The 25,452-nt window shown below is 69.7% G+C and carries 24 protein-coding genes; 6 read left to right on the forward strand and 18 right to left on the reverse strand.

Annotated features, from left to right (window positions below; all coding sequences use genetic code 11):
• Nucleotides 1–3: 3 nt before the first annotated feature.
• From AC5Y5V_RS17150 to fadD5, 3 genes are all read right to left on the reverse strand, one after another.
• Nucleotides 4–873, reverse strand: a complete 870-nt coding sequence (locus tag AC5Y5V_RS17150) for an MlaE family ABC transporter permease (RefSeq protein ID WP_499937573.1) — start codon at nt 871–873, stop codon at nt 4–6.
• Between the two features lies 1 nt (nt 874).
• Entirely contained in the window at nt 875–1,591 is a 717-nt protein-coding gene (locus AC5Y5V_RS17155) for an MlaE family ABC transporter permease (protein ID WP_499937713.1), read from the reverse strand.
• 329 nt (nt 1,592–1,920) lie between these two features.
• Entirely contained in the window at nt 1,921–3,555 is a 1,635-nt protein-coding gene (fadD5, locus tag AC5Y5V_RS17160) for a fatty-acid--CoA ligase FadD5 (protein ID WP_499937576.1), read from the reverse strand.
• 112 nt (nt 3,556–3,667) lie between these two features.
• On the opposite strand from fadD5, the gene AC5Y5V_RS17165 reads away from it, so the two are divergent.
• Nucleotides 3,668–4,360: a GntR family transcriptional regulator gene (locus tag AC5Y5V_RS17165; RefSeq protein ID WP_499937580.1), complete on the forward strand. Its 693-nt coding sequence runs from the start codon at nt 3,668–3,670 to the stop codon at nt 4,358–4,360.
• Here AC5Y5V_RS17165 and AC5Y5V_RS17170 read toward each other — a convergent pair.
• Both AC5Y5V_RS17170 and AC5Y5V_RS17175 read right to left on the reverse strand, forming a co-directional pair.
• Nucleotides 4,357–4,797 carry an SRPBCC family protein gene (locus AC5Y5V_RS17170; protein WP_499937582.1) on the reverse strand — a complete coding sequence of 147 codons (441 nt, stop codon included), beginning with the start codon at nt 4,795–4,797 and terminating at the stop codon, nt 4,357–4,359. The genes AC5Y5V_RS17165 and AC5Y5V_RS17170 overlap by 4 nt on opposite strands.
• Nucleotides 4,798–4,810: 13 nt before the next feature.
• Nucleotides 4,811–5,278, reverse strand: coding sequence for an acyl-CoA thioesterase (locus tag AC5Y5V_RS17175; protein ID WP_499937586.1), 468 nt, complete (start codon nt 5,276–5,278; stop codon nt 4,811–4,813).
• Between the two features lie 14 nt (nt 5,279–5,292).
• Between AC5Y5V_RS17175 and AC5Y5V_RS17180 the strand changes: the two genes are divergently transcribed.
• Nucleotides 5,293–6,399 carry an alcohol dehydrogenase catalytic domain-containing protein gene (locus AC5Y5V_RS17180; RefSeq protein WP_499937589.1) on the forward strand — a complete coding sequence of 369 codons (1,107 nt, stop codon included), beginning with the start codon at nt 5,293–5,295 and terminating at the stop codon, nt 6,397–6,399.
• Here the strand turns inward: AC5Y5V_RS17180 and AC5Y5V_RS17185 are convergent.
• From AC5Y5V_RS17185 to AC5Y5V_RS17225, 9 genes are all read right to left on the reverse strand, one after another.
• Nucleotides 6,386–7,324 carry an alpha/beta hydrolase gene (locus tag AC5Y5V_RS17185; protein ID WP_499937715.1) on the reverse strand — a complete coding sequence of 313 codons (939 nt, stop codon included), beginning with the start codon at nt 7,322–7,324 and terminating at the stop codon, nt 6,386–6,388. The genes AC5Y5V_RS17180 and AC5Y5V_RS17185 overlap by 14 nt on opposite strands.
• Nucleotides 7,321–8,052, reverse strand: a complete 732-nt coding sequence (locus AC5Y5V_RS17190; protein WP_499937592.1) for an SDR family NAD(P)-dependent oxidoreductase — start codon at nt 8,050–8,052, stop codon at nt 7,321–7,323. The genes AC5Y5V_RS17185 and AC5Y5V_RS17190 overlap by 4 nt, the downstream gene beginning before the upstream one ends.
• A gap of 2 nt (nt 8,053–8,054) precedes the next feature.
• A complete protein-coding gene (locus AC5Y5V_RS17195) occupies nt 8,055–8,447 on the reverse strand; it encodes a nuclear transport factor 2 family protein (protein WP_499937594.1) in 393 nt (130 codons plus the stop codon).
• Complete coding sequence (locus AC5Y5V_RS17200) at nt 8,444–9,205, reverse strand: HpcH/HpaI aldolase family protein (protein ID WP_499937596.1); 762 nt, start codon at nt 9,203–9,205, stop codon at nt 8,444–8,446. The genes AC5Y5V_RS17195 and AC5Y5V_RS17200 overlap by 4 nt, the downstream gene beginning before the upstream one ends.
• Nucleotides 9,198–10,169, reverse strand: a complete 972-nt coding sequence (locus tag AC5Y5V_RS17205; RefSeq protein ID WP_499937599.1) for a zinc-binding dehydrogenase — start codon at nt 10,167–10,169, stop codon at nt 9,198–9,200. Before AC5Y5V_RS17205 ends, AC5Y5V_RS17200 begins: the two co-directional genes overlap by 8 nt.
• Nucleotide 10,170: 1 nt before the next feature.
• The gene (locus AC5Y5V_RS17210) at nt 10,171–11,346 is read right to left on the reverse strand and encodes a cytochrome P450 (RefSeq protein WP_499937717.1); all 1,176 of its coding nucleotides are present in this window, start codon (nt 11,344–11,346) and stop codon (nt 10,171–10,173) included.
• Between the two features lie 38 nt (nt 11,347–11,384).
• On the reverse strand, nt 11,385–12,089 hold the full coding sequence (locus tag AC5Y5V_RS17215; RefSeq protein ID WP_499937601.1) for an NIPSNAP family protein: 705 nt from the start codon (nt 12,087–12,089) through the stop codon (nt 11,385–11,387).
• A 21-nt stretch (nt 12,090–12,110) separates the two neighbouring features.
• Complete coding sequence (locus AC5Y5V_RS17220) at nt 12,111–12,680, reverse strand: hypothetical protein (protein ID WP_499937603.1); 570 nt, start codon at nt 12,678–12,680, stop codon at nt 12,111–12,113.
• An 87-nt stretch (nt 12,681–12,767) separates the two neighbouring features.
• Entirely contained in the window at nt 12,768–13,937 is a 1,170-nt protein-coding gene (locus AC5Y5V_RS17225; protein WP_499937605.1) for a CoA transferase, read from the reverse strand.
• A 142-nt stretch (nt 13,938–14,079) separates the two neighbouring features.
• Between AC5Y5V_RS17225 and AC5Y5V_RS17230 the strand changes: the two genes are divergently transcribed.
• The 3 genes from AC5Y5V_RS17230 to AC5Y5V_RS17240 are packed head-to-tail and all read left to right on the forward strand — an operon-like array spanning nt 14,080 to nt 19,407.
• Complete coding sequence (locus AC5Y5V_RS17230) at nt 14,080–15,930, forward strand: serine/threonine-protein kinase (protein ID WP_499937607.1); 1,851 nt, start codon at nt 14,080–14,082, stop codon at nt 15,928–15,930.
• A gap of 19 nt (nt 15,931–15,949) precedes the next feature.
• Nucleotides 15,950–17,638 carry a protein kinase domain-containing protein gene (locus AC5Y5V_RS17235; RefSeq protein ID WP_499937609.1) on the forward strand — a complete coding sequence of 563 codons (1,689 nt, stop codon included), beginning with the start codon at nt 15,950–15,952 and terminating at the stop codon, nt 17,636–17,638.
• Nucleotides 17,639–17,640: 2 nt separating this feature from the next.
• The gene (locus AC5Y5V_RS17240) at nt 17,641–19,407 is read left to right on the forward strand and encodes a serine/threonine-protein kinase (protein WP_499937611.1); all 1,767 of its coding nucleotides are present in this window, start codon (nt 17,641–17,643) and stop codon (nt 19,405–19,407) included.
• Nucleotides 19,408–19,417: 10 nt separating this feature from the next.
• Here the strand turns inward: AC5Y5V_RS17240 and AC5Y5V_RS17245 are convergent, their stop codons facing one another.
• Together AC5Y5V_RS17245 and AC5Y5V_RS17250 are read right to left on the reverse strand one after the other, a co-directional pair.
• A complete protein-coding gene (locus AC5Y5V_RS17245) occupies nt 19,418–20,998 on the reverse strand; it encodes an HNH endonuclease signature motif containing protein (protein ID WP_499937613.1) in 1,581 nt (526 codons plus the stop codon).
• A 174-nt stretch (nt 20,999–21,172) separates the two neighbouring features.
• Nucleotides 21,173–22,630 (reverse strand): PE family protein, encoded by a 1,458-nt coding sequence (locus AC5Y5V_RS17250; protein WP_499937615.1) that lies wholly within the window; start codon nt 22,628–22,630, stop codon nt 21,173–21,175.
• 78 nt (nt 22,631–22,708) lie between these two features.
• Between AC5Y5V_RS17250 and AC5Y5V_RS17255 the strand changes: the two genes are divergently transcribed.
• Nucleotides 22,709–23,398 carry a DUF427 domain-containing protein gene (locus AC5Y5V_RS17255; RefSeq protein WP_499937617.1) on the forward strand — a complete coding sequence of 230 codons (690 nt, stop codon included), beginning with the start codon at nt 22,709–22,711 and terminating at the stop codon, nt 23,396–23,398.
• Here the strand turns inward: AC5Y5V_RS17255 and AC5Y5V_RS17260 are convergent.
• Nucleotides 23,379–24,530, reverse strand: coding sequence for an acyl-CoA dehydrogenase family protein (locus tag AC5Y5V_RS17260; RefSeq protein ID WP_499937619.1), 1,152 nt, complete (start codon nt 24,528–24,530; stop codon nt 23,379–23,381). The genes AC5Y5V_RS17255 and AC5Y5V_RS17260 overlap by 20 nt on opposite strands.
• On the reverse strand, nt 24,531–25,451 hold the full coding sequence (locus tag AC5Y5V_RS17265) for an LLM class F420-dependent oxidoreductase (protein WP_499937621.1): 921 nt from the start codon (nt 25,449–25,451) through the stop codon (nt 24,531–24,533).
• Nucleotide 25,452: the final 1 nt, after the last annotated feature.

Below are 25,452 nucleotides of genomic sequence, written 5' to 3' on the forward strand. Positions count from 1 at the left end.
GCGCTACACCGTCAGTGCGAAGTTGGGGTTGACGCCGTAGAGCGCCAACGCGGCGGACAGGACGACTACCTGGACCGAAACGAGCGAGAGCCGCATCGATCGGCCGACGGCCTCGCCGACGCCGACCGGGCCGCCGCCGGCGTTGTAGCCGTAATAACAGTGGGTCACCATCACGACGGCCGCGATGATGATGGTCTCTAGGAACGACCAGAACACGTCGTCGGGCCGCAGGAAGGTCCGGAAGTAGTGGTCGTAGGTGCCGTTGGATTGCCCGTACAGGACCGTCGTGACGATCCGCGGCGACAGGAACGACATGATCATCGCCAGCGAGTACAGCGGGATGATCACCACTAGGCCCGCGACGATCCGGGTCGAGGCCAGGAACGAGATCGACTTGATGCCCATCACCTCGAGGGCGTCGATCTCCTCGCTGATCCGCATGGCACCCAGCTCCGCGGTGGCACCCGCGCCGACCGTCGCCGCCAGCGCGATGCCGGTGACCACCGGGCCGGCGATGCGCACGTTGATCAGGGCGGAGAAGAAGCCGGTGAACGCCTCGACGCCGATGTTGCCCAGCGACGCGAAACCCTGGATGGCCACCAGCGAACTGCCGGACAGCGTGACGAAGCCGACGATCGCGGCGGTGCCGCCGACGACGGCCATGGCGCCGGTGCCCATGCCGATCTGCGCGATCAGCCGCAGCGTCTCCTTGCGGTAGTAGTGCACCGCGTGCGGAATCTGCCCGAGGCAGACCAGCGTGAACCACGCGAGCTGCCCCGTCTCGTTGAGCCCCCGGTTGAAGATGAGGCCGTAGCGCTTGAAATTCTCTGTGGCCCGCGGGAAGCGGGACCGGACCACCGCGCCTGTCGACATGTCAGTGCCCCGTCCCGAACCGCACACCGATGGTGGTGAGGATGACGTTGACCGCGTACAGCGCGACCACGCACAGCACCACCGTCTCGTTGACGGCGGTGCCCAGGCCCTTGGACCCGCCGCGGACGGTGAGCCCGCGGAAGCAGCCGACCAGGCCGGCGATCAGCCCGAAGGTCGCGGCCTTGACCGTGGCGATGACGACCTCGGGCATGCCGGTGATGGTGGTCAGGGTCGCCAGGTAGGCGCCGCCCGACACATTCTGCAGGCCGACCCCGAAGAGGTAACCGCCGACCAGGCCGACCGTGATCACCAGACCGTTGAGCAGCGTGGCGACGACGGTCGCGGCGATCACCCGGGGCACCACCAGCCGGTGGATGGGATCGATGCCGAGCACCTCCATGGCGTCGATCTCTTCACGGATGGTGCGGGCGCCGAGGTCGGCGCAGATGGCCGTCGAACCGGCACCAGCAACCACCAGCACCGTGGTCAGTGGGCCGAGCTGGGTGACCGCGCCGATCGCCGCGCCCGCGCCGGACAGGTCTGCGGCGCCGAACTGGGCCAGCAGCACGTTGAGCGTGAAGATCAGCAGCACGGTCAGCGGGATCGACACGAAGATGGTCGGCAGCATGGCGACCCGCATGATGAACCAGCACTGCAGGATGAGTTCTTTCCACTGAAAAGGCCAGCGGAACAGCGCTTTTCCGGTCAACACGCACATCCGGAAGAAGCCGCCGATCAGAGTCAGCGGGGTCTGGAGTTGATCCCGGGCCCACCCGATTGCGCTTGGCCGATCCGATGTCGTCGTCACAGGTGCCCCCTCACGCCGGTGCACCTCGTGTCATCGCGGCGTTGCGGCGGATCCTGTCGCACGCCTCCTCCTTGCCCCGACCATACGTGTGTGACCTTCGGCTCCCTACCCGCAGGTAGTAACGGAGACCACAGGAATGTACCCGATGGCCGTCCACGTGTGAACCGGATCCGCACAATTAACCCTTCGTCAACAGCAGGCAAACGTTACAGAATGCTTTAGATTCCCTCTCTTTATGATTAATCCCTTGTTGGGGAATGGTTTTCGGCCTCTTCCTTGGCGCCGTAGCGCAAACGCAGTTCAGTCTTGAGCACCTTCCCGGCGGGGTTGCGCGGTAGCCCGTCTACGATCTCGAGCGCCTTGGGGTGTTTGTAGCGCGCGAGCCGTTCGGTCAGGAACTCATCAAGCTCTTCGAGTCGGAGGCCCTCGCGCGTTACAGCGACGACCGCGATGGGCACCTCGCCCCACTTTCGGTGGGCGCGGCCGATGACGGCGACCTCGACGACGTCGGGGTGGCTCGCAAGGACGTTCTCCACCTCGGCGCAGTAGATGTTCTCGCCGCCGGAGATGATCATGTCCTTCTTGCGGTCCACCACCCAGACGTAACCGTCCTCGTCCATCCGGACGAGGTCGCCGGAGTGAAACCACCCGCCCGCGAACGCTTCCGCCGTAGCCTGCGGGTTGTTCCAGTAGCCGCTCATCATGGTCGGCGCCCGGTACACGATCTCGCCCACCTCGCCGATGGGCACGTCGTTCATGTCGTCGTCCACCACCCGGGCGGCGACGGTCGGGATCACTTTGCCTACCGAACCGCGCTTGCGGATGGCGTCTTCCCCCAACAGCATGCAGGTGACCGGAGACATCTCGGTCTGGCCGAACGCGGCCAGGATCTGGGTGCCGGGAAAGATTGCCGACATCTCGCGCAGCAAAGCGTCCGGCGCGGGGGCCGCCCCCCACGACATGACCCGCAGCCGTAGGTCGCGCGGCCGCGCCTTCTGCTCGGCGCAGACCGCCTGCCACTGCGCGGGAACCAGGAAGATGCCGGTGACCTTCTCCGCGGCGAGGACGTCGAGCAATGGCCCCGGCTCGAACGCACCGAGCGGATAGATCACCGTGGGGACGCCGAGCAGCATCCCGGTCAGCATGTTGCCGATGCCGGCGATGTGGAACAGCGGGACGCCGATGAAGCCGACGTCGTTGTTCAGGTCGACACCGCTCGTGTAGAGCATGGTCATGGTCTGCCCGGACAGGTTGGCGTGGGTCAGCACCGCCCCCTTGGGCCGCCCAGTGGTGCCCGAGGTGTACATGATCAGCGCCGGCGAGTCGTTAGGGATGTCCACCGGCTCGGGCGCATCGCCCGGCTCATCTATGAGGTCCTCATAGAGAAGGACACCGTCGCCGGAGGAGTCGGAGAAGTCGCCCGCGACGACGACGGCTTCCAGCGCCGGCGCGATGTTCCGGACGCCGGTGGCCACCGGTGCCAGCACGGCCTCGGTGATCATCACCCGCGCGCCGCTGTCCTCGACCAGGAACGCGATCTCGGACGGGGTGAGCCGGAAGTTCAGCGGGACGGCGATCGCGCCGAGCATGTTGGCCGCGAGTACCGATTCCACGAACTCGGTGCGGTTGAGCATCAACACCATGACGCGGTCACCAGGTCCCACGCCGCGGCGGCTCAGCGCGCCGGCCAGCGCGGCCACCCGGCCACGCAGGTCGGCCCACGTCAGGGTGCGGCCGAGAAACCGCAGTGCCGTGGCCCCCGGCTGCATCATCGCGTGCCGCTCGAGCTGGTTGACCCAGTTCTGCCGGCGGGCAAGGTAGGGCTGCTCGTGCGCCTCGGCCCCGGTCAGGTGGCTGGCCAGTTGCACGGTCACCCGATCTTCCCCTTGATATTTGATAAAACCTGGTGTTGTCTGGGTCACACTAACGGCGTTGGTACCCCGAAGACAAGACCCGACCTGACCCCTGAAAGTCCTGGCAGCCGACGTGAACGCACCTCTCTCAGCTCGGTCGCGCGGCCGGCGCCCACTGCGCCGGGCACAGCTGTCCGACGAGGTCGCGGGCCACCTGCGGGCGGCCATCATGTCGGGGAAGCTGCGGCCGGGGACCTTCATCCGCCTCGACGACACGGCGGCCGAACTCGGGGTGAGCATCACCCCGGTGCGCGAGGCGCTGCTGAAACTGCGCGGCGAGGGCATGGTGCAGCTGGAGCCGCACCGCGGCCACGTCGTGGTCCCGCTGACCCGCCAGGACGTCGACGACATCTTCTGGTTGCAGGCCACCATCGCCCGCGAGGTGGCCGCGGCCGCCACGACCCGCATCACGGACAGCGAGATCGACGAGCTCGACCGGATGAACTCCGCGCTCGAGGGGGCGGTGGGCTCCGGCGACGCCGACACGATCGCCGGGCTGGAGTTCGCGTTTCACCGGGTGTTCAACCAGGCCAGCGGCCGCATCAAGTTGGCCTGGTTCCTGCTCAACGCCGCCCGCTACATGCCCGTGCTGGTGTATGCCTCGGACCCGCAGTGGGGCGCGGCGGCGGTGGACAACCACCGGCAGCTGATCGCCGCCCTGCGCCGACGGGACACGCCCGCGGTGATCGAGCACACCGTCTGGCAGTTCACCGACGGGGCACGCCGGCTGAAGGAGACGCTGGAGCGGGCGGGAATCTTCGCCTAGCCGGCCGACAGGTGCTCGGCGCGCTTCCTCAGGTTCTCCGCCAGGGCGTCGAGCACGTTGCCGAGCATCATCTTCACCATCGGCGCGGGCACGGGCATGCTGGGCTCGACGTCGAGGTCGACGGTCAGCAGCGACTTTTCCCCTGCCTCGACCACGCTGAACAGTTGCTCCTGCTTGAGGAACAGATCCCCCTGCTGCATCACGGTTTGAATCTGGTTGTCGCCCGGGTAGTAGACGGCCTGTATATAGGTGCCCGGGAAGCCGGAAACCTCGGTGTCCAGCCGCAACTGGCTGGGCCGCCCGTCGTCGTAGCGGGCAAGTACCCAAACGCCTTTGATGCTTTCGTTCCACTGGGGGTACGCCTCGAAGTCGGCCACGATGGCCATGATCGATGCGGCGTCGGCATCGACCTCGGTGGTCTTGCTCAAAACTGGCATTGGCGAAGCATAGCTATTGGCTCGGTTCGCTCACCTGAGCCGTCTCCAACAGGGCTCGGACGGCGTCGGGGATCGGGACCGACTTGCGGGTGACCCGGTCGACGTAGACGTGCACCCAGCGGCCCAGCGCCGTGATCGGCCGGGGCTCGGCGTCGGGTCCGTCCCGGAAGACTCCGAGCCGGTAGGTGACGCTGCTGCGGCCCAGCCGGGTCACCGCCAGGCCCACCAGCAGGCCCTGCGGGAAATGCAGCTCCGAGAAGTAGCGGCAGCCGGATTCGGCGACGATGCCCAGCGCGGGCGTGGCGAGCGGGTCCAGCCCGGTGGTGGTGTTGATCCACGCGTTGATCGCCGTGTCGAACAGCTGGTAGTACACGGCGTTGTTGAGGTGGCCGAACATGTCGTTGTCGGCCCACCGGGTGGTCACCGGCCACAGCACCGGGAAGTCTGCGCTGGTGAGGTTGTCCTGTGGCGGCGTAGCCATGGTTGTATTCCAACATGTTTCACATTCGGGGCGCGGTACTGGAGCGGATTGGTTCGCCGCGGCCGTACGCGCAGTCGCGACCGATCGGCGTGGTCGATCTCGAACTGGACGACCCGGGCAGCGACGAGGTCCTGGTCCGGATCGAGGCCGCCAGCGTCTGCCACTCCGACCTGTCGGTGGTCGACGGCAACCGGGTGCGGCCGGTGCCGATGCTGCTCGGCCACGAGGCGGCCGGCATCGTCGAGGCGGTCGGTTCCGGTGTCGGCGACCTGGCCGTCGGACAGCGGGTGGTGTTGGTGTTCCTGCCGCGGTGCGAACACTGTGCGGCGTGCGCGACGCAGGGCCTGACGCCGTGCGAACCGGGCAGCGCCGCGAACGCCGCCGGCACGCTGTTGGGCGGCGGCATCCGACTGCTGCGCTCCGGCGGGCCGGTCTATCACCATCTCGGCGTCTCGGGTTTCGCCACGCATGCCGTGGTCAACCGGGCCAGCGCGGTGCCCGTGCCGCCCGACGTGCCCCCCGAGGTGGCGGCCCTGCTCGGATGTGCCGTGCTGACCGGCGGCGGCGCGGTGCTCAACGTCGGCGACCCCCGGCCGGGCCAGACCGTGGCCGTCGTCGGCCTCGGAGGCGTCGGGATGGCCGCCGTGCTCACCGCGCTCACCTACGACGGCGTCCGCGTGGTCGCCGTCGACCAGCTGCCTGAAAAGCTCGCGGCCGCAGCGCGGTTGGGGGCGCACGAGACGTATACGCCGCAACAGGCCACCGACGCGGGTGTCAAGGCCGCCGTGGTGGTCGAGGCCGTGGGCCACCCCGCCGCGCTGGAGACGTCGATCGCGCTGACCGCCCCCGGCGGCCGCACCATCACCGTGGGCCTGCCGCCGCCGACGGCCCGGATCAGCGTGTCGCCGTTGGGATTTGTCGCCGAGGGACGGTCGCTGATCGGCAGTTACCTGGGCTCCGCGGTGCCCAGCCGCGACATCCCGCGGTTCGTGGCGCTGTGGCAGGCGGGCCGACTGCCGGTCGAGGCGCTGGTGTCCTCGACGATTCGGCTGGACGACATCAACGAGGCGATGGATCACCTGGCCGACGGCACCGCCGTGCGTCAGCTCATCCGGTTCTGAGCGCGCGCGCCAGCGCGTCGGCCTGCAGCGCGAAAAGGCGTTGCGACACCGACCAATCGGGTAGCAGCGAATCAAATCCGTGGCAGACGCCGGGGAACACGTGCAGCTCGGCGGGCACGCCGGCGCGCAGCAGTCGCAGCGCGTATTCGACGGCCTCGTCGCGGAACGGATCGACCTCGGCGCAGGTGATCAGCGCCGGCGGTAGCCCGCTCAGGTCGCTTCGCCGCGCGGGCACCGCCTGCGGCGACGGGGTTTGGCCGGCCAGGTAGTGGCACCACATCTCCTCGGCCGCCTCGCCGTCGAACGCCGGTGTCGCGCGAAATTCGGTCGCGGAGGCGGTGGGCCGGTCGTCCAGCACCGGCTGGTGCAGCAGCTGAAACACCAACGGCGGCAACGATCCGTCGCGTGACCGCTGCGCCAGGCAGGCCGCCAGCGTGGCGCCGGCGCTGCTGCCCGCGACGGCCAGCCGGGCGGGGTCCAAACCTAGTTGCGCCGCATTGTCGACCACCCATCGCAGCGCGACGATCGCGTCGTCCAGCGCGGCGGGATAGGGGTGCTCCGGCGCCAGCCGGTAGTCCACCGACACCACCGCGCACCCCGCGCGGCCCGCCAGTTCCAGACACTGCCGGTGATCGGTCTCGAGGTCACCCAGCGCGAAACCGCCAGCGTGGCAATAGAGGACCACCGGCGAGGGTGCCGCGCCCGCCCGGTAGATGCGCACCGGCACGTCGCCGTCGGCCCGCGCGTGTTCCACGGTCACCCCCGCCGCGGCGCCTTCCGGGCGAGCCGCGAGGCGTCGGCGCTCGTTCATCGACTGGCGCACCAGCGGGATCGCCTCGGCGGTGAAGACGGTGCGGTTGACGGCGACCGCGCGCAGCACCGGGTCGAGCCGGTCCGCGGCCTGCAGAGGCGGCGGCTGGGTCACCTGATCTGTAGGCACTGGCCGCCGTCGACGACGAGTTCCGAGCCGGTGATGAACGACGCCTCCTCGGAGACCAGAAAGGCGACGGCGTCGGCGATTTCGGTGGGGCGGCCGAGCCGTCCGAACGTCGACCGCGCGACCAGCGCCGCCTGGGTCGCGTCGTCGAGCATCGCGGTCGCGATCGGACCGGGGAACACGGCGTTGACCCGGATGCCCGACGGCGCGAGTTCGGCCGCCGCGGTCTGGGTCAGGCCGCGCAGTGCCCACTTCGAGGAGCCGTAGGCGCAGTGCTCTGGGAACGGGCGGATGGCCCCCGTGCTGCAGATGTTGACGATCGACGCGTTTTCCGCCTCGCGCAGCCGGTCGAGTGCCGCCCGCATGCCGAGGAAAGCGCCCAGACAGTTGACCCGCCAGGCGTTTTCGAAGTCTTCGGCGGTCTCGTCGGCCAGCGTGGCGCGGTGCAGCACGCCGGCGTTGTTGACCAACGCGGTCAGCGCCCCGAAGCGCTCGACGACACCGGCGACGGCGGCAGCCCAGTCGGCCGCCGAGGTCACGTCGAGGCCGATCCCCAGCACCCCGTCGTCGCCGAGTCCGTCGACCGCGGCGCTCAGGTCTTCGGCGCGCCTGTCGCAGGCCGCCACGCTATATCCCCGTGCGCGAAGCCGTTTGGCGATGGCGAAGCCCTGCCCGCCGGCTGCCCCGGTCACCAGTGCGACGCGTGGAGTGGTCATGTTCACGGGACCTCAGGGGCGTCGGACAGGCCGTGCGTGGTGACGAACCGGCACCGACGGCGCCGGAACAGCCAGCGGCCGCCCTCGCGGACCAGCTCGTCGTCGTACAGGGCGGGCCGCAGTTGCAGGCTGCCGGCCCTGACGAACAGCACCTGCGACCGGGCCGTCGCGGTGTCGCCGTCGACGTCGACGCGCGAAACCCCGGTCATGTGCAGGCCGTGCGGCGCCTCCCGAAACATTGTGCCGATGGCGTCATGGCCGGCGAAAGTGCGTCCATAGACCACGAATTCGCCGTCGGCGGCGAACAGTCGCACGCATGCCTCCGTCTCGCCGGCATCCAGGGCGAGCGCGTAACCCGCGATCAGCTCGCGGATCTGAGCGCCGGAGTCGCTCACTGCGCGTTCGCTTCGCGCAGGATCTCCGTCGCCCCGCGCCGCAGCGCCTGCGCCTCGGCGCTCAGGGTGACCATCCGAAACCCCAACTGCCCCATGGCATGGCCGGCTCTGCCCTCGCCGGCATGGATGCCGGTGACCAGGCCCGCGTCGGTGGCGGTGCGATGGATGCGCACGATCGTGCCGAGCACCTCCGGCTTGCTGGTCGCGCCGACGGCGTCGAAGCCCATCGAGATGGCCAGATCGGCCGGCCCGATGTAGATTCCCGTCAGCCCGTCGACGGCGCAGATCGCGTCGAGATCGGACAGCGCCGCCGCGGTCTCGATCATCGCGAACACGCTCGCCCGCGCCTCCAGCGCCGCGGCGTCGTGGCCCAGGCTGGCGCGCAGCGGCCCGAAGCTGCGGATGCCCAGCGGCGGGTAGCGGGTGGCGGCCACCGCCGCGGCGGCTTGGTCGGCGGACTCGATCATGGCGATGACGACGGCGTCCGCGCCGGCGTCCAGCACCCGGCCGATCGGGGCCGGGCCGGCGTCGGGCAGGCGCACCACGGTGCCGATCGACAGCGGTTCGAGGTGCCGCAGCATCCCGGCGATGTCGGCGTCGTCGAGGTAGCCGTGCTGGGCGTCGAAGCCCACGTAGTCGTAACCGGCGCGGGCGAATTCCTGGGGACCGAGCAGCGTCGGGCCGGTGATCCAGCCGCCGTACAGCGGGGTCTTCCCGGCCAGCGCCCGCTGCAGGTTGCTGGCGAATTCCTCAGTCATGTTCGATCGCGATCTTGACGCGCCCGGGGTCCGGCCGGGACGCGAGATCGAAGGCGGCCTGGACGTCGGCAACGCCGAACGTGTGCGTCAGGTACGTCGGCAGCAGGGCGGGATGCTCGGCGGCGAACTTGCCGGCAAGCTCGAGCACCCGACGCCGGTCAAGCGTCACACCGGATTTCAGCGTCAGGTTGTTGCGCAGCATCATGCGCATATTAATCGGATAGGCCTCGTCGTCGGCAACGCCGAAGTAGAAGACGGTGCCGCCGGGGGCGGCGGCCGCGACGGCGTGGCCGAGGGTGGCCACCTGGTGACCGACGGCCTCGATGACGACGTCGGCGCGATCGGCCGGCGCGAGCTGACTCACCCAGCGGTCGCTGGTCGCGCGCACGGCGTCATCGACGCCGAAAGTCGTTGCCACCGTGGCCCGGTCGAGGGGGTCGACGCCGGTGACCCGCCGGGCGCCGGCGGCCTTGGCGACGTAGGAGAACAGCAGGCCGATCGAGCCCTGGCCGATGATCGCCACGTGCCGGCCCGCCAGATCGGGTAGCTGTTCGCAGGCGTACAGGACGCACGCCAGCGGTTGCAGGCCGACCGCCTGCGCCGGGGTCAGCGACGGGTCATACGGCGCCAGCCCGTCGCCGTCGCTGACGACCCGTTCCATCAGGCCGTCGAATCCGGAGGCCCAGCCGACCACGCGGTCGCCCGGGCGGTGCCGGTCGTGCCGGCTCGCGATCACCTCGCCGGCCACTTCGTGGACGGGAAAGCCGTCCTTCTCCGCCGCGCTGCGGCCGTCGTCGCCGGACAGCCGCCCCCGCGCGCCGCGGAAGGCCGGCAGATCGCTGCCGCACACGCCGGCCGCCGAAAACCGCAGCAGCACCTGGTTGTCCGCGAGGTCGTCGGCGGTCTTGTCGGGTATCTGGGTCCGTTCGAACAGGTAGGGCGCGACGAGCCGGTAGGACCACACGTCACACCTGCACCGGGATCTTGTTCCAGCCCCACTGGAAGCTGGACGGTAGCCGGGTGGCCTGCTCGCCGTCGATCGCGAAGTCCGGAACGCGGCGCAGCCATTCCTGCAGCAGAACCGCGACTTCCAGCCGAGCCAGGTGGTAGCCCAGGCAGAAGTGCTGGCCGCGGCCGAACGCCAGGGAACGACGGATGGGCCGGTCCCAGACGAACTCGTCGGGCTCGGGGAATTCCCGCTCGTCGCGGTTGGCGGACGCCAGCAGCGTGATCACCCGCTGGCCGGGCTCGATCGTCTGGTCGTGAATCCTGAACGGCTTGCGGGCCGTTCGCGCGAACCACTGCGCCGGTGCGCAGAAGCGGAACATCTCCTCGCGGGCGACGGGGACGTTGGCGGCCGGGTCGGCGCGCACCGCCGCGAGTTGCTCGGGCCGCTTGCCGAGTTCCCACAGCCCGTGCGCGACGATCTTGGGCACAGTCTCCGTCCCGCCGATGAAGATGCACAGCATCTGGGTGGCGACCTCCACATCGTCGAGGTCGGTGCCGTCGGGCAGTCGATAGCCGAGCAGGCCGTCGACAACCGGGAGCGTACCCGCCGACCGGTCCGCCCGGCGGCGCTGGACAACGGGTATCAGGAACTCCAGGTAGTTCGGCCGGGCTTCCGCGGTGTCGACGCCCGCGCCGGGCTCGGCGAGGCTGCCGGCGTTCACGGCGGCCAGCACCTGCGGCGCGAGATCGGTTGCCAGTCCGAGTAGTTCACACACCATCGACGCGGCGACGATTCCGCCGTAGTCCTGGGTCAGGTCGAACGAGCCCTGCGGCAGGAGTACGTCGAGCCGTTCGTTGGCCAGCTCGCGGATGCGGGCCTCCAGCCCGGCGACCCCGCGGGGCCGCAGCGGCTGCGAATGCGCGCGGCGGATCTCGCCGTACAGGTCGGCGTCGTAGACCGCGTGAAACGGCAGCGGGTGCAGCGGCGGGTCCTGGACCGGACCGGTGTTGTGCCTGGCCAACACCGACGCCGGGGGCAGCGTCCCCTCCGACGCGACGAACGTCCCGTCGTCGACCTCCAGCACCCGCCAGATGTCCTCGAACCGGGACAGGGCGAAGGTGTCCCACTGCGGCAGGTAGTAGACCGGGTGCTCGTCGCGCAGGATCTTGTAGTACGGCAACGGGTTTGCCATCACGGCCGCGTCGAACGGGTCGTAGCGGAAATCGCCGGTCACTGCAGCGGCGACGGCGGTAGGGCCTGCAGGATCGAGTCTTCCCAACCGTCACGCAGCGCCGGCGCCACGCTCATCCAGGTCACGATCTCGGCGGGCGGGCTCTCCTTCCACGACGGGTAGTGGTTGGCGAAGCATTCCCACCCGCCGTCCAGTGCCCAGTAGTGGATGACCTCGTTGAACCGGAACGTCGTGGTGAACGAACCCAGCCAGCGTTTGCCCGTGCGCTCCGACCACGGGACGTAGAGCCGCTCCAGCTCGCGGATGTAGTCGTCCTGGCGGCCCGGCTTGGTCTGCATGATCTCCTGAATCACCAGCGGTGCAGTGAAATTGGCGTCCCGCAGTTGCGCCAGCGTCTTGTTGCTGGGCCCGGCGTACATGATGCGGCCCTCGCCCGACGCGCCGGTGTCGGCCAGGTACGCCGACCACTTCCCGGCCGCGGCCTCATGGCTGCCGCCGCGGGCCTGCGCGGCCCCGATCCGGGCGTAGTCGGAGAACCCGTCGATCTCCCAGATGATCGTCACCTGCGGCCAATGCCCGTTGTAGAGCGTGCCTTCCCAGATCGCGAACAACCGCGCACCGAGCTCGTCCATCATCGGCCGGTAGATGTCGGTGAATGCCTCTGTGAACTGCTCGCTGCGGCCCGATCCCAGGTCGATCGTCTCGTGCAGGTACAGCAGCGTGTGGCGGTGGTAGGTCTTCATCTCTCGCCGAGTCCTTGTCTGCTAGCCGAGCCGGATCAGCTCCGAGTCGACCGCCAGGCCGCTGGCCATGTCACACAGCAGCGCCTCGGTGGCATCGACTGCGCCGCAATTGATCCCGGCCGCCGCCAGCGCGTGGCCCTTGAACACCCGCGCGGCCGCGCTGAGCACGTGCTGCACCCTGGTCATGCCGCGGCTGGGCAGCGACCACCCGTCGCCCCACAGCGCGACCTCGGTCAACCGGTGGTCCAGGGCCTTGAGCACCTTGGCCCGCACCCGCGGGTCCGCGGCGAACACCCCGGCGCCGACCGCCAGGCCCTGGCTCAGCGGACGGGTGTAGCCGTCGTCCAGGTCCACGACATTCACCCCGAGGATCTGCAGCGGCCGCGTGTCGCATCCCGCCGGCAGCAGCACGGTCACCTCCCAGCCGGCCGCCACCCGGTCGTACATCCATCCCCCGGCCGCCCGCACGGCGTCGTCCGCGCCGGCCGCGACGACGTCCAGGCGGTAGCGCAGGCTCGCCGCGTCCGCGCGTGGACCGCTAGAACGCCGCGCCTTTCGGTAGTCGCCGATGTCGAAGGGTTGAGTGACCATCCATCCATTCCTCAGGGCTGTGGGGCGATGCGGCTCACCGGACAGCGTGACACTTTAGAGGAATATTGTAAAGGTGCGCCAGGGCGGTCAGGACCCGCGGCGCGCCTCGAGTTCGGCAAGAACTTCGGCGGTGTGCTGCCCGAGTTCCGGTGCCGCGGAACGCGGCGCCCACGGTGTGCCGTGGAAATCCGCAGGTGTTGCGACCATTGGGCTGGTGCCGTGCGCGTCTGGGACCTGTACCACCCCGCCGGCGACGTGGAACTGCTCGTCGGCCAGCACGTCCTCGAGGGTGTTGACGGGTGACCAGAAGAAGTCGGGTTCGGCCGCGAACGCCTGCGCCCATTCGTCCAGCGGCTTGGTCGCGAAGATCTCGTCCAGCGCGGCGATCAACTGCCCTGCGTTGGCGGCCCGGGACCGCGCGTCGCTGTACTGCGGGTCGGTCAGCCACTCCGGCCGGCCGACGGCCCGGCACAGCGCGGGCCAGTGCCGGTCGATCTCGAGCCCGACGATCCAGAAGCGCCGCCCATCGCCGGCGGTGTAGTTGTTCATGCACGGGTTGCCCATCGACTCCCGCTGCCCGATCGCGATCTGCTGGCCGGTGAGCAGGTAGGTGTTGAGGTCGAAGCTCACGGTGTAGGCGCCCTGGCGGTACAGCGACGTGGTGACCATTTGGCCCGCACCCGTCCGCTCGCGGGCCAGCAGCGCCGCGCAGACCGCCGCGGCCAGGGTCATGCCGGCCGAGTGGTCGCCCATGCCGCCGCGCTGGAACGGCGGCGTGTCCCCGGGCCGGGTCAGCAGATGGGCGACCCCGGCGCGCGACCAGAACGCCGCCACGTCGTAGGCCGCCCGGTCCGCGTCGGGCCCGGTTTCGCCGTAGCCCGTGATCAGCCCGTAGACCAGCCGGGGGTTGCGCGCGGCCACCGCTTCGTAGTCAAGCCCGAGGCGCCGCAGCGCCCCGGGCCGCACATTGGTGACGAAAACGTCCGCGTCGCTGAGCAATTCGAAGGCCGTGTCGCGGCCGTCTTCGGTGGTGAGGTCCAGCACGATGCTGCGCTTGGAGCGGTTGTCCATCTCGAAGGGCGGGTTCACCCCCAGGTCGCAGCCCAGCATCCGGCCGAACATCCGCCCAGGATCGCCGCGCGGCGGCTCGATCTTGACGACGTCGGCGCCCCAGTCAGCCAGGATGCCGGCCGCGGCTGGTCCCGCCACCCAGACTCCGAGCTCGACGACCCTGATGCCCTCTACCGGTCCGGCCATGCCTGGCACCCTAAACCGCGCGAAGCTTCCAAGCGCCGGCGGTGTTCATCGCCGTTCATCGCCGCAATTTGGCCGTCCACGCCGCGGGTGTTTGCTCGATGTGCGTTAATCGTTGCGCGAGGACGTTGCTGCTGGGGGGGACATGGAGGGGACGCCGTTCGGGCGGTACCGGTTGCAGGATCTGCTTGGCCGCGGCGGCATGGGCGAAGTCTGGCGCGCGTTCGACACCGTCACCGAGCGCGTCGTGGCGCTGAAGGTCCTGCCCACCCAGTTCGCCGACGACGCCACGTTCCAGGAACGCTTCCGCCGGGAGGCCAAGGCCGCCGCCGGCATCGACGAGCCGCACGTCGTGCCGATCTACGACTTCGGCGAGATCGACGGGCGGCTGTTCGTCACCATGCGGCTGATCCAGGGCCGCGACCTGCACGCCATCCTCACCGACGGGCCGATGGACCCGGCGCGCGCGGTGGCGATCGTCGACCAGATCGCCGCGGCGCTGGACGCCGCCCACCGCGTCAACCTGATCCATCGCGACGTCAAGCCGTCCAACATCCTGGTCGGCAACGACGACTTCGCCTACCTGATCGACTTCGGCATCGCCCGCGTCCTCGGCCAGACGAGCCTGACGGGCACCTCCAACGTGATCGGCACCTGGGCCTACATGGCCCCCGAACGCATCACCGCCGGACAGACCGACGCGCGGGCCGACATCTACGCGCTGGCCTGCGTGCTCTACGAATGCCTGGTCGGCACGCCGCCTTTCGGCCGCGACAGCATGGAGCAGCAGATCGGCGGCCACATGTCGCTGCCGCCGCCGCGTGTCGCCCGGCCGAGCGTTCCCGTCGCGCTGGATGCCGTGATCGCCAAGGGCATGGCGAAGAACCCTGACGAGCGCTACGCCACCACCCGCGAGCTGGCCCGCGCCGCCCGGGCCGCTCTCGGCGAACCACCGACCGGCCCGAACACCGTCGCCGCCCGCACGGTGGCCTTCCGACCGCCGCCCGCCCCGACGCCGTCCGCCCCCAAGGCATCCCGCCGGGGCCGGGTCCTTGCCCTGTCGGGCATCGGCGCCGCTGTCGTCGTCGCGGCCGTCGTCGCGGGGTTCGCCCTGTCCAGCTCCGGCGGGCACGGCGCCGTTAGCTCTGCGCCCGCCGCCCCGGCCGCGCTCGCCAACACCGGACCGCTCACGGGAACCTTCACCGCGGCCATGGGCCTGAAGACGAAACCGAACGGCAAGCCGGTGATCGGCGACGCCGACGAGGCGGCCTTCTCCGAGCCGTGGCGCCTGCGCTCGGCGTGCGGCGCCAATGGATGCGTCGCCACCGCATCGACCGGTGGTGCGTACCCCGTCAAGGACCTGGTGTTCGACAAGGTGGGCGATGGCTGGCTCGCCGTCAGCACGTCGAGACGCACCTGCGGCGGACGCGACGACGACGAGGCCTGGAACGTGATCCGGCTGCAGCCGCAGCCCGGCGGGGGCTTGTCGGGCGAAGCGACACAGGTCACCGCGAACGGATGCACCAATACCCGCACCGTGACCTTGACCCGCACCGCGGACGCCGACGTCGCGCAGCTGTCCGACCCGGCCAAAGTGCCGGCCCGCGTGGTGTCCCCGGCGGAAGGGTTCCGCGGCAGCTATGACTTGCAGGCGGCCTACGCCGACGGGACCAAAAGCCGCAACGAGCGCTTCGGCGTGCGCACCGACTGCCTGCACGCCGGCGACCGATGCGTGAGCCTGCTCTACAACCCGCAGACCGACGGGCGGCAGGTGTTCGTCTTCGTGAATGGGACCTGGACCCGCAACCAGGAGTTCGACAACAAATGCCCGTCGGGCGGCACTTTCCACGACACCCAGACGGGCACGTTGACGCTTCCCCAGTCGGCGCAGAATCCCATCCCGCTGCTCACCGGGCACGGCTACACGGAGGCCAGTCCAGGGACGAAGTGCCATGGCGAGGCTTACGACCAGACGGCGACGCGCGCCGGCGACTAGATCACCCTGGGGAGGGAACATGCAGGAGGGGACGCCGTTCGGGCGCTACCGGTTGCAGGAGCTGCTCGGCCGCGGCGGGATGGGGGAGGTCTGGCGGGCCTTCGACACCGTCACCGAGCGCGTCGTGGCGCTGAGGGTCCTGCCCGCCGACTACGCCGACGACGCGTCGTTTCAGGAGCGCTTCCGCCGCGAGGCCAAAGCCGCTGCGGCGCTTGACGAGCCGCACGTCGTGCCGATCTATGACTTCGGCGAGATCGACGGCCGGCTGTTCGTCACGACGCGGCTGATCCAGGGCCGCGACCTGCACGCCATCCTCACTGACGGCGGGCCGATGGATCCGGCGCGCGCCGTCGGGATCGTCGACCAGATCGCCTCCGCGCTGCACGCCGCACACCGCGTCGACCTGATCCATCGCGACGTCAAGCCGTCCAACATCCTGGTCGGCAAGGACGACTTCGCCTACCTGATCGACTTCGGCATCGCGCGCATCCTCGGCCAGACGGATGCCGGGCAGACCGACGCGCGGGCGGATGTCTACGCGCTGGCCCGCGTGCTCCACGACTGCCTCACCGACGCCCCGCCCGCCGCACTGGCCGCCGTCATCGCCAAGGGCATGGCCGAAAATCCCGACGAGCGCTACCCCACCACCCGCGAACTGGCCCGCGCCGCCCGAGCCGCCGTCGGCGAATCGCCGACGGGGCCCAACACCGCCGGCCGGATGGCGCCCGCGCCCCGGCCGTCCCGCAAACGCCAGGTCATCGCACTGTCGAGCATCGGGGTCGCCGCCGTCGTCGTGGCCGTCGTCGCAGCGCTCGCCTTGTCGAAGCCCAGCGAACATCACGCCGCGCCGTCGGTGACCTCCACGACCGTCACTGTCCCCGCGCTGCCCGGCCCACTCACGGGAACCTTCACCGTGGCCCTTGGTCCCACGACCGCGCGCAACGGAACCGCCGCGCCGGTGAGTCCGAAAACGGAGGCGTACACCGAGGCGTGGCGTATGCGTTCCACGTGCGGCGCCAACGGCTGCGTGGCCACGGCGGTGAGCGGCGGCCGGTACCTGGCGAAGGAGCTGGTGTTCGACAGGGTCGGCGACGCGTGGCTCGCCGTCGCGACTTCACAACTGAAATGCGGCGACCGCGCCGACGACGAGGCCTGGAACGTGATCCGGCTGCAGCCACAGCCCGACGGCAGCTTCTCGGGTGAAACGGCAACATTCACAGCGAACGGGTGCGCCGGCAAACGGACCGCAACCTTCACCCGCACCGCGGACGCCGACGTCTCGCAGCTGCCCGATCCGGCCAAGTTGCCGGCCCGCGTGGTGTCGCCCGCGGAAGCGCTGCGCGGCAGTTACCAGGGGCAGATGGTCTACGCGAACGGCGATAAGGACGGGTCGCGCTATACGGTGCAGACCCACTGCCTGCGCACCGGCGACCGCTGCGTGAGCCCGTTCTACATTCCCGCCGAAGACAGCGGCCAGATGTTCGTGTTCGCAGCGGGGGAATGGAAGCGCAACCAGCTGTACGACAGCCCCTGCGCGCTGGGCGGCAGCAGCCTCGTCACGTTCATCACCACGCTGCCACTGCCGCAGCCGCCGCAGAACCCGATCGGGTCGCTCGCCGGGCACGGTTTCGTCGACCATCCGTCGGCGAACCCCACGAAATGCGGCAGTCAGGCCTTCGACGAGACGTTCACCCGCACCGGGGACTAGTCATGGACGGGACGCCGTTTGGCCGCTACCGGTTGCAGGATCTGCTGGGCCGCGGGGGTATGGGCGAGGTGTGGCGGGCGTTCGACACCGTCACCGAACGGGTCGTGGCGCTGAAGGTGCTGCCCACCGAGTACGCCGACGACGCCACGTTCCAGCAACGCTTCCGCCGCGAGGCCAAATCCGCTGCCGGCCTTGACGAGCCGCATGTCGTGCCGATCTACGACTTCGGTGTGATCGACGGCCGGCTCTTCGTCACGATGCGGTTGATCCAGGGCCGCGATCTGCACGGCATCCTCGGCGACGGTCCGATGGACCCGGCGCGCGCCGTCGGGATCGTCGACCAGATCGCCTCGGCGTTGCACGCCGCGCATGAGATCAACCTGATCCACCGCGACGTCAAGCCGTCCAACATCCTCGTCAGCGAAGACGACTTCTCCTACCTGATCGACTTCGGGATCGCGCGCGTTGTCGGCGAAACCGGCCTGACCAGTGGTTCCGGTGTGATCGGGACCTGGGCCTACATGGCGCCCGAACGCATCACCGCCGGCCAGACCGACGCGCGGGCCGACGTCTACGCGCTGGCGTGCGTGCTCTACGAATGCCTCACGGGTGCACCGCCTTTCGGCCGCGACAGCCTGGAGCAGCAGATCGGCGGCCACATGACGTTGCCACCGCCACGCGTTTCCCGTCCGGACGTGCCCGCCGCCCTGGATGCGGTCATCTCCCGGGGAATGGCCAAGAACCCCGACGAGCGCTACGCCACCACCCGCGAGCTGGCCCACGCCGCCCGCGCCGCGCTCGGCGACTCGCCAACCGTTCCCAAGCCAGAGCGCAAACGGCGGGTCATCGCGTTTTCGAGCATCGGCGCGGCGGCCGTCGTCGTGGCCGTCGTCGCAGCGCTTGCCCTTGCGAGCGACCGGGATTCGGGGGCGCCGACAGCACCGTCGGCCACCGGACCCTTCACGGGAACGTTCACCGTCGCCGCGGGCCAGAAGACGAAGTGGATCGGGTCGCCCCTGCTCGATGACGCCGACTCGGCGGCATTCTCGGAGACCTGGCGCCTGCGCTCGGCGTGCGGCGCCAACGGCTGCGTCGCCTCCGCGGTGAGCGGCGGCCGGTTTCCGGCGAAGGAGCTGGTGTTCGACAAGGTCGGGGATCGCTGGCTCGCCGTCACCACTTCCCGACGGAAATGCAAAGACCACGACGACGTCGAGGCGTGGAGCGTCGTCTCGGTGCAGCCCCAGGCCGACGGGACCGCATCGGGTGAATGGACGGACGTCACGACAAACGGATGCGAGTTCAAGCGGACCGTAACCCTCACCCGCGCCGCGGACACCGATCTCTCGCAGCTGCCCGATCCGGCCAGGTTGCCCGCCCGCGTGGCGTCCCCCGCGGGAGCGCTCCGCGGTAGCTATGACGGTCAGGCGACTTTCGCCAACGGTCAGTCGAGCCCCCCGGAGCATCTGGTCGTTCACACCGACTGTCTGCGCGCCGGCGACCGATGTGTCAGCCCGTTCCACCCGCCGATGAGCACCGGATTGCAGACGTTCGTCTTTGCGAATGGGACATGGACGCGCAGCGAGGATTTCGAGACCGCCTGCTCGCTGGGCGGCACCTTCGTCGCCACGTTCACTGCGACCTTGCCGCTGCCCCAGCCGCCGCAGAATCCCATCCCGCAGCTCACCGGGCACGGCTATGTCAAAGCCGCGCCTGGGACGAAATGCCGAAGCCAGGCCTTCGACCAGACATTTACCCGCACCGGCGACTAGGCCGGCCAGGTCAGAACGGGGGCTCATCGGGCACCGGTTCCTGCGGAGCTATCTCAGGTTGCCAGTCCGGGGGAAGTTCTTCGGGTTCGCGGGGTTCGTTGATCCAGGTGGCCCATGGGCTGGTGCTGGACGTGCCTTTGAACAGGAACAGCATGTCGCGCATGTGGTTTCGCCATTTGCGGTCAGAGACTTCTTGTTTGCGAGCCCGTTCGAGTTCGCGGCGAGCCTCGTTGACGGGGCGCTGGGCGCGGTTGTGGCGGCGCGCGGCAGCGTTGCGCGCGGCGCGCCGTTTGCTGCGGCTGCGCCGGTCCGCTGGCATCGGGGCCGCACACGCCGGGGCCCGCGGCGGCGGGAACAAGTCCAAACCGGCGGGGAAGGTGCGGTACTCCCGGCCCGCCGGGCTGGTCCAGACCACCGTGCCGTCGGCGAGCTGTCGATCGCGCCAGCCGCCGAAGGTTTTCAGACGATGATGCAGCCGGCAAAGGCATTTCAGGTTGTCGATGACCGTGTGCCCACCGGTGGCGGGGTCGGCGTGGCTGAAGGGGACGGTGTGGTCAAGGTCGCACACCCAGGCCCGGCGGTGACACCCCGGGAACCGGCACGTCAGATCCCGGCAGCGCACCGCGCGCGCCAGCGCCGCGCCCGGCTGATACCGCAACGCTTCGGCCGCGCTGGATGATGGGTCCGTTGACCGCAGCCACGCCTGCTCGGCCAGGGCGCGGACCTGCTCGGCGTCGATCACCCCGTAGCCGTCCAGATACCCCGGCCGATCACTGTCCCCGTAGACGGTCTGCTCGGTGGCCACCACATTGATCACCACCGCAACCGAACCACGCCCGCTGTCGCCGGCGCGGATGGCGCAGTCCGAACGCCCGCAACCGCACGTCAGCACGCTACCGGCGACCAAGGCGCCCAACGCATCCGCGCGCCGCTGATCCAGCGTGCGCGGATCACTCGCACACACCCCCGTCGCCAGCTGCGACAGACGCTGGTCGAACGCGGCCGCGGCCGCCGCTCCCACCGTTCCCGACACCGCCGCCATCCCGTCCTCACCCGGGGTGACATCGAGACGGCGCTTGTCCTCACGCTGATCCCGGCGCTCCCGGACGGCGTCCGGATCCGCCGCGCGCACCGCGGCACCCACCGCGTTGAGCACCCGGCGCCGCGACCACCCGCGCCAGTGCCCGATCCGCACCGCCAGCGACTCATCCAAGGCCGCGATCTTGTCCTGGGTCACCAGTTCAGTGCGCGCGATGATCATCCGCACCGTGCGCCAATCCACCCGGCCCTCAGCCAGCAACGCCGCCACCTTCGGCAACCGCGTATCCAACGCCTCGGCATCCCCGACCACATAACTGGCCGCCGCCGGCGGCAGATTCAACGCCGCAGCCACCTCCGCCGCGGTCTGGATAAATGGATCCAGCACCGCAAACCCCTGCTCGGCGCGCTCGCACCCCGCCTCCAGCCGATGCTGCAACAAGGCCGCCACCGCCGCCAACCGCCGCGCGACCAACGCGGACTCCTGCCGACACGCCGACTCCACCACCTCTACCAGGGCGGATGGTTCGAGATCCTCGAATTCTTCGAACATGTGTTCGAGTATAGATCGTCCCTCCGACAAGACCTCCGACAAGACCACGCACTGAACGGCCCACCAAGGACTGCCTGGTCGAACGGGCTTAGGGCGTGGCGCGTTATACACAAACCGTCACTGATGTCCTGATACAGAACTGGGGCTGTGGTGTATCAGGACATCGGTGCCAAGCTAGGGACCATTTCCACCTTGGCCGCTATCAACGCCATTGCCGCCATCGCCACCTTTGCCGCCTTTGCCGATTGCGCCCTGGCCGATGCCGTTGCCGCTGCCACCGCCGCCTCCGCCACCCACACCGGCGGTACCGCCCTGCCCGGCGGTGGCCGCGCCGTTGCTCTGGATGAACGCACCGCCGGGGTTGCCCGCATGGCTTGCGGTGCCGCCGGCTCCGCCGCCGCCGAGGACGCCGCCGCCACCACCGCTGCCACCACTGCCGGCGAGGACGCCGCCGCCACCACCGCCGCCCCCACCACCGGAGGCGAAGACGCCGGAAACGCTTCCCGAGGCGGACCCGCCGAATCCGCCGAGGCCGCCGCCGGTCCCGATGCTGTTCCCGGCGCCCGCGACGCCATTGGCGCCAACGGCCGCGGTGTGGCCGACGATTGCGGCCGTGCCGCCGCCACCCCCGCCGCCGGGACCACCGTGGGCGCCGACCGGCCCGCCGCCGGCGCCGCCCGCGCCGCCGCGCAGGTTGTCGAAGCCGCCGGCGCCGCTCCCCGTGCCGTTCGCGAAGGTTCCTGCGGTGCCGCCGCTGCCGCCGGTCCCGCCGATCCCGCCGTGGCCTCCGCCGGTGCTATTACCGCCCTGGCCACCACCGCCGCCACCGCCTGCACTGGCGGCGGCCGAGGTGGTTGACTCGACGTAGGCGTTGCCGCCATTTCCACCGTTTCCGCCGTTGCCTCCGTTGGTGCCGGCCCCTCCGGTGCCCCCGTTGCCGCCGGTGCCGCCGACGCCGGTGATGGCGCCGCTGCCCTTGAAGTTGGTGCTGCCGCCGTTGCCGCCGTTGCCGCCAGCGCCGCCGTTGCCGCTTATCGACCCGCCGCTGCCGCCGGTGCCGCCGTTACCGCCGCGACCGCCCGGGGTGCCGGTGGCCGCGTTACCCGCGGTCCCGGCACCGCCGTCGCCGCCCCGACCGCCGTTGCCGAACAACCCCGCGTTCCCGCCTCTGCCGCCGTCCTTTCCGGCCGCCCCGGACCCGCCGTTTCCGCCGTTGCCGATGAGCCACCCGGCATTTCCCCCGGGGGCACCGCTGCCCGCCGCCCCATCGGTGCCATTCCCGAACATCGGGCGCCCCGTCACCAGCTTCACCGGCGACAACAGGTCCGCCAAGCCCGCCAGCGGCGCGGCGTTCGCCGCCTCGGCCGCCGCGTACGCGCTGCCCGCACCGGTCAACGCCTGCACAAAGCGGTCGTGGAACGCCGCCGCTTCGGCCTTGAGTGCCTGAAACTGCACGCCGTGGTCGGAAAAGAGCGATGCAAGGCCCGCCGATACCTCGTCCGCCGCCGCCGCCAGCACCTGGGTCGTCGAGAACGCCGCCGCCGCGTGGGCTGCGCTGAGCGCCGACTCGATACCCACCAAATCCGAAGCCGCCGCAGTCATCAACTGCGGTCCTGCGATCACATACGACATGGACCCAAGCATGGTCCGAAGCGACGGGACGGGCTTAGGTAGTCGACTACTTCAAATGGCACTTACACTGGGCAAGACATGAGTCTGGTAGCTGGCCGCGGACCACTGAGCAACGATCCCGCCGGGCGGTTCTGCCCGCCGATCCCGGGCAGCCTCGTCTACGTCGAGCCGCATCCGCGCCGCATCATGGCCTATCGGAACGGCCAATTGGTGATCGACACCGAACGTGCGCTGATGGTGCACCGGCAGGGCCGCCCGCTCAGCTATGTCTTCCCGGCAGACGAAATCCACGAGCTGCCAACGACGCCCGAGCCGGAGGCACCCGGCTTCGTCCACGTGCCGTGGGATGCCGTCGACACCTGGCTGGAAGAGGGCCGCACCCTGGTCCACTACCCGCCCAACCCCTACCATCGGGTGGACTGCCGGCCCACCCAGCGACGGCTGCGCGTCAGCGTCGCCGATACCGTGCTGGTGGACACGGACGATACGGTGATCCTCTTCGAAACTGCCTTACAGCCAAGGCTTTACGTCGATCCGGCGCACGTCCGCACCGACCTGCTACGCAAGTCCGACACGACAAGCTACTGCAATTACAAGGGCGTCGCGACGTACTGGTCGGCGGTCCTGGGCGACGCCGTCATCGAGGACGTGGCCTGGAGCTATCCGGACCCGCTTCCGGAAAGCCTTGCCATCAAAGGGTTTCTGAGCTTCGACGGCACCAGGGCCGACGTGCTGGCCGACCTGCCGGTCAGCCCCCGTAGCTGCTAGGCCGCCCCAGGCCCAGCTCGTGCTGGGCGATCATGTTGCGGAACACCTCCAGGGTGCCGCCGTAGATCCCCATCGGCAGCGCCAACCGGAACAGATACTCCGCCGCGCCGTCGTCGGCAAAGCCTTCGGTGTCGGCGGGCAGGGCGGACGCGGCGCCGAGGATGTCCATCAGGTCCGCGGAGATGTCGCGGGTGGCCTGCGCCATCGCGACGCGCCCGTACATGCCCGGGGTGGACAGCGCGGCCTCCATCCGCGCGACGCTGCGGCCCAGTCGATACTTCACCGAGTCGTCACCGACGTCGGCAAGGCCCGCGACCTTATCGACCCCCTCGGCTATCAGCATCCCGTGGCCCGACATCGCCGCAATGTTCTGCAGGCCGTGATCTTGCGCTTCGACGATGCCGTGTTCGGAATCCAGCGCCGCGCGCATCACGGTCCAACCGCCATTGACCTCACCGATCCGATACAGATCGTCGACGCGCACATCGCTGTAGTAGACGATGTTGGTGCGGTCGCCGTCCAGCGTACGGATCGGCTGGATCTCGACCCCCGGCGAATCCAGCGGCACCAGAAACATGGTGAGGTTGCGGTGTTTACGTCCCCGCGAGTCGGTGTTGGTGAGCAGGAAGACGTACGCGGCGTTCTGCGCGTTAGACGTGAACATCTTGGAGCCGTTGATGATCCAGCCATCCCCGTCGCGCGCCGCACGCGTCTTGCAGGTGGCGACGTCGGAGCCGCCTTCGGGTTCGGTGTAGCCCAGACAGAGCCTGATGTGGCCCGACAGCACGCCCGGCAGGACCCGGTCGCTCAGTTCCGGCTTGCCGAATTGCCGCACCAGCCGCGCGACGACGGACGTGGTGCCCCAGTGGTACCACGGCGTGTGGGCTCGGGCGATCTCGAGTTCGAAGATCCTGCGCCGCACCGCAGTGAATCCACCCTCGGACTCGAGCTTCCAGTCCGCGGCCAGGTAGTCCGCGGCACCGAGCGCCAAATGCACTCCCTCGTCGAAGTTTTCGCCGGACTCCCGGTCGCGACGGCGTACCTCGTCGGTGACGTGTGTGGTCACGAACGCGCGGGTGCGATCCTGAAATTCCTTGTCCTCGGCCGAGAGTTCGACCTCCGAGAAGTCCATCTAAACCACGTCGAGAACGAGAGCCCGGAACCGGTCGACGGTCTCCAGCGCGTGCGCGATGCTGTCGCCCGGCAACGACGCGGCCACCCACGTCACCCCCAGCGACGCCAACTTCTCCAGGCCGGCCAGGTAGGCGTCGGCGTTGAAGTCGTCGCTCGCCGGGCTGCCGCCCTCGAAATTGGTGAACGTGATGTCGATCCCCGACCAGTCCCGACCCGCCGCATCGCAGCGACGCCGCAGGTCATCGATGCCGGCGGCGAGCTTGTCCAGCGAGTCCAGCACCGCGGTGCCCGCGGTCTTGGCCAGGCCCGCGGGTGCCGCGAACGGACACCATCCGTCGCCGTAGTCGGCCACCCGCTGACGGGCGGCGCCGGTGTTGCCGCCGACCCAGATCGGTGGATGCGGCTGACTCACCGGCCGCGGATGCGCGGTGATGCCGCGGGCGCTGAAATGCTTGCCCGCAAAGGAGATATCGTCGCCGGTCCACACCGCCCGGATCACCTGCAGCGCCTCGTCGAACAGCTCGGCCCGCTCGTCGTAATCCACACCCAGGGCCGCGAATTCCCGCTTGAGATAACCCACGCCCACCGCCAGTGTGAACCGACCGCCGGACAGCAGATCCAGCGTCGCGCCGGACTTGGCCACCACGAAAGGGTTTCGATACGGCAGCACCACGATGTTGGGGATCAGACGCAGCGCGCTGGTGTGGGCGGCCGCGAAACCCAGTGCCACAAAGGGATCCAGGGCATCGTGGCCGCCGGCCTCCAGCCAGCGCTGCGACGGCGCCGGGTGGTCGGTGAAGCCGAACCCGTGATACCCCGCCGCTTCCGCGGCGGCCGCCACCGTCGCGATGCCGTCTCCACTGGCCAGCTCCGGGTTGTACGGATGGCTGTGCATCGGATGGGTGATGGTGAAACGCATG

Source organism: Mycobacterium sp. NGS68, assembly GCF_059812195.1.

Excerpts from the sequence above, each read along its gene's own strand:
- AC5Y5V_RS17150 (WP_499937573.1), bottom strand. The coding sequence starts at position 873 with ATGTCGACAGGCGCGGTGGTCCGGTCCCGCTTCCCGCGGGCCACAGAG.
- AC5Y5V_RS17155 (WP_499937713.1), bottom strand. The coding sequence starts at position 1,591 with ATGTGCGTGTTGACCGGAAAAGCGCTGTTCCGCTGGCCTTTTCAGTGG.
- AC5Y5V_RS17170 (WP_499937582.1), bottom strand. The coding sequence starts at position 4,797 with ATGCCAGTTTTGAGCAAGACCACCGAGGTCGATGCCGACGCCGCATCG.
- AC5Y5V_RS17175 (WP_499937586.1), bottom strand. The coding sequence starts at position 5,278 with ATGGCTACGCCGCCACAGGACAACCTCACCAGCGCAGACTTCCCGGTG.
- AC5Y5V_RS17180 (WP_499937589.1), top strand. The coding sequence starts at position 5,293 with ATGTTTCACATTCGGGGCGCGGTACTGGAGCGGATTGGTTCGCCGCGG.
- AC5Y5V_RS17190 (WP_499937592.1), bottom strand. The coding sequence starts at position 8,052 with ATGACCACTCCACGCGTCGCACTGGTGACCGGGGCAGCCGGCGGGCAG.
- AC5Y5V_RS17200 (WP_499937596.1), bottom strand. The coding sequence starts at position 9,205 with ATGACTGAGGAATTCGCCAGCAACCTGCAGCGGGCGCTGGCCGGGAAG.
- AC5Y5V_RS17210 (WP_499937717.1), bottom strand. The coding sequence starts at position 11,346 with ATGGCAAACCCGTTGCCGTACTACAAGATCCTGCGCGACGAGCACCCG.
- AC5Y5V_RS17215 (WP_499937601.1), bottom strand. The coding sequence starts at position 12,089 with ATGAAGACCTACCACCGCCACACGCTGCTGTACCTGCACGAGACGATC.
- AC5Y5V_RS17220 (WP_499937603.1), bottom strand. The coding sequence starts at position 12,680 with ATGGTCACTCAACCCTTCGACATCGGCGACTACCGAAAGGCGCGGCGT.
- AC5Y5V_RS17225 (WP_499937605.1), bottom strand. The coding sequence starts at position 13,937 with ATGGCCGGACCGGTAGAGGGCATCAGGGTCGTCGAGCTCGGAGTCTGG.
- AC5Y5V_RS17230 (WP_499937607.1), top strand. The coding sequence starts at position 14,080 with ATGGAGGGGACGCCGTTCGGGCGGTACCGGTTGCAGGATCTGCTTGGC.
- AC5Y5V_RS17235 (WP_499937609.1), top strand. The coding sequence starts at position 15,950 with ATGCAGGAGGGGACGCCGTTCGGGCGCTACCGGTTGCAGGAGCTGCTC.
- AC5Y5V_RS17240 (WP_499937611.1), top strand. The coding sequence starts at position 17,641 with ATGGACGGGACGCCGTTTGGCCGCTACCGGTTGCAGGATCTGCTGGGC.
- AC5Y5V_RS17245 (WP_499937613.1), bottom strand. The coding sequence starts at position 20,998 with ATGTTCGAAGAATTCGAGGATCTCGAACCATCCGCCCTGGTAGAGGTG.
- AC5Y5V_RS17250 (WP_499937615.1), bottom strand. The coding sequence starts at position 22,630 with ATGTCGTATGTGATCGCAGGACCGCAGTTGATGACTGCGGCGGCTTCG.
- AC5Y5V_RS17255 (WP_499937617.1), top strand. The coding sequence starts at position 22,709 with ATGAGTCTGGTAGCTGGCCGCGGACCACTGAGCAACGATCCCGCCGGG.
- AC5Y5V_RS17260 (WP_499937619.1), bottom strand. The coding sequence starts at position 24,530 with ATGGACTTCTCGGAGGTCGAACTCTCGGCCGAGGACAAGGAATTTCAG.
- AC5Y5V_RS17265 (WP_499937621.1), bottom strand. The coding sequence starts at position 25,451 with ATGCGTTTCACCATCACCCATCCGATGCACAGCCATCCGTACAACCCG.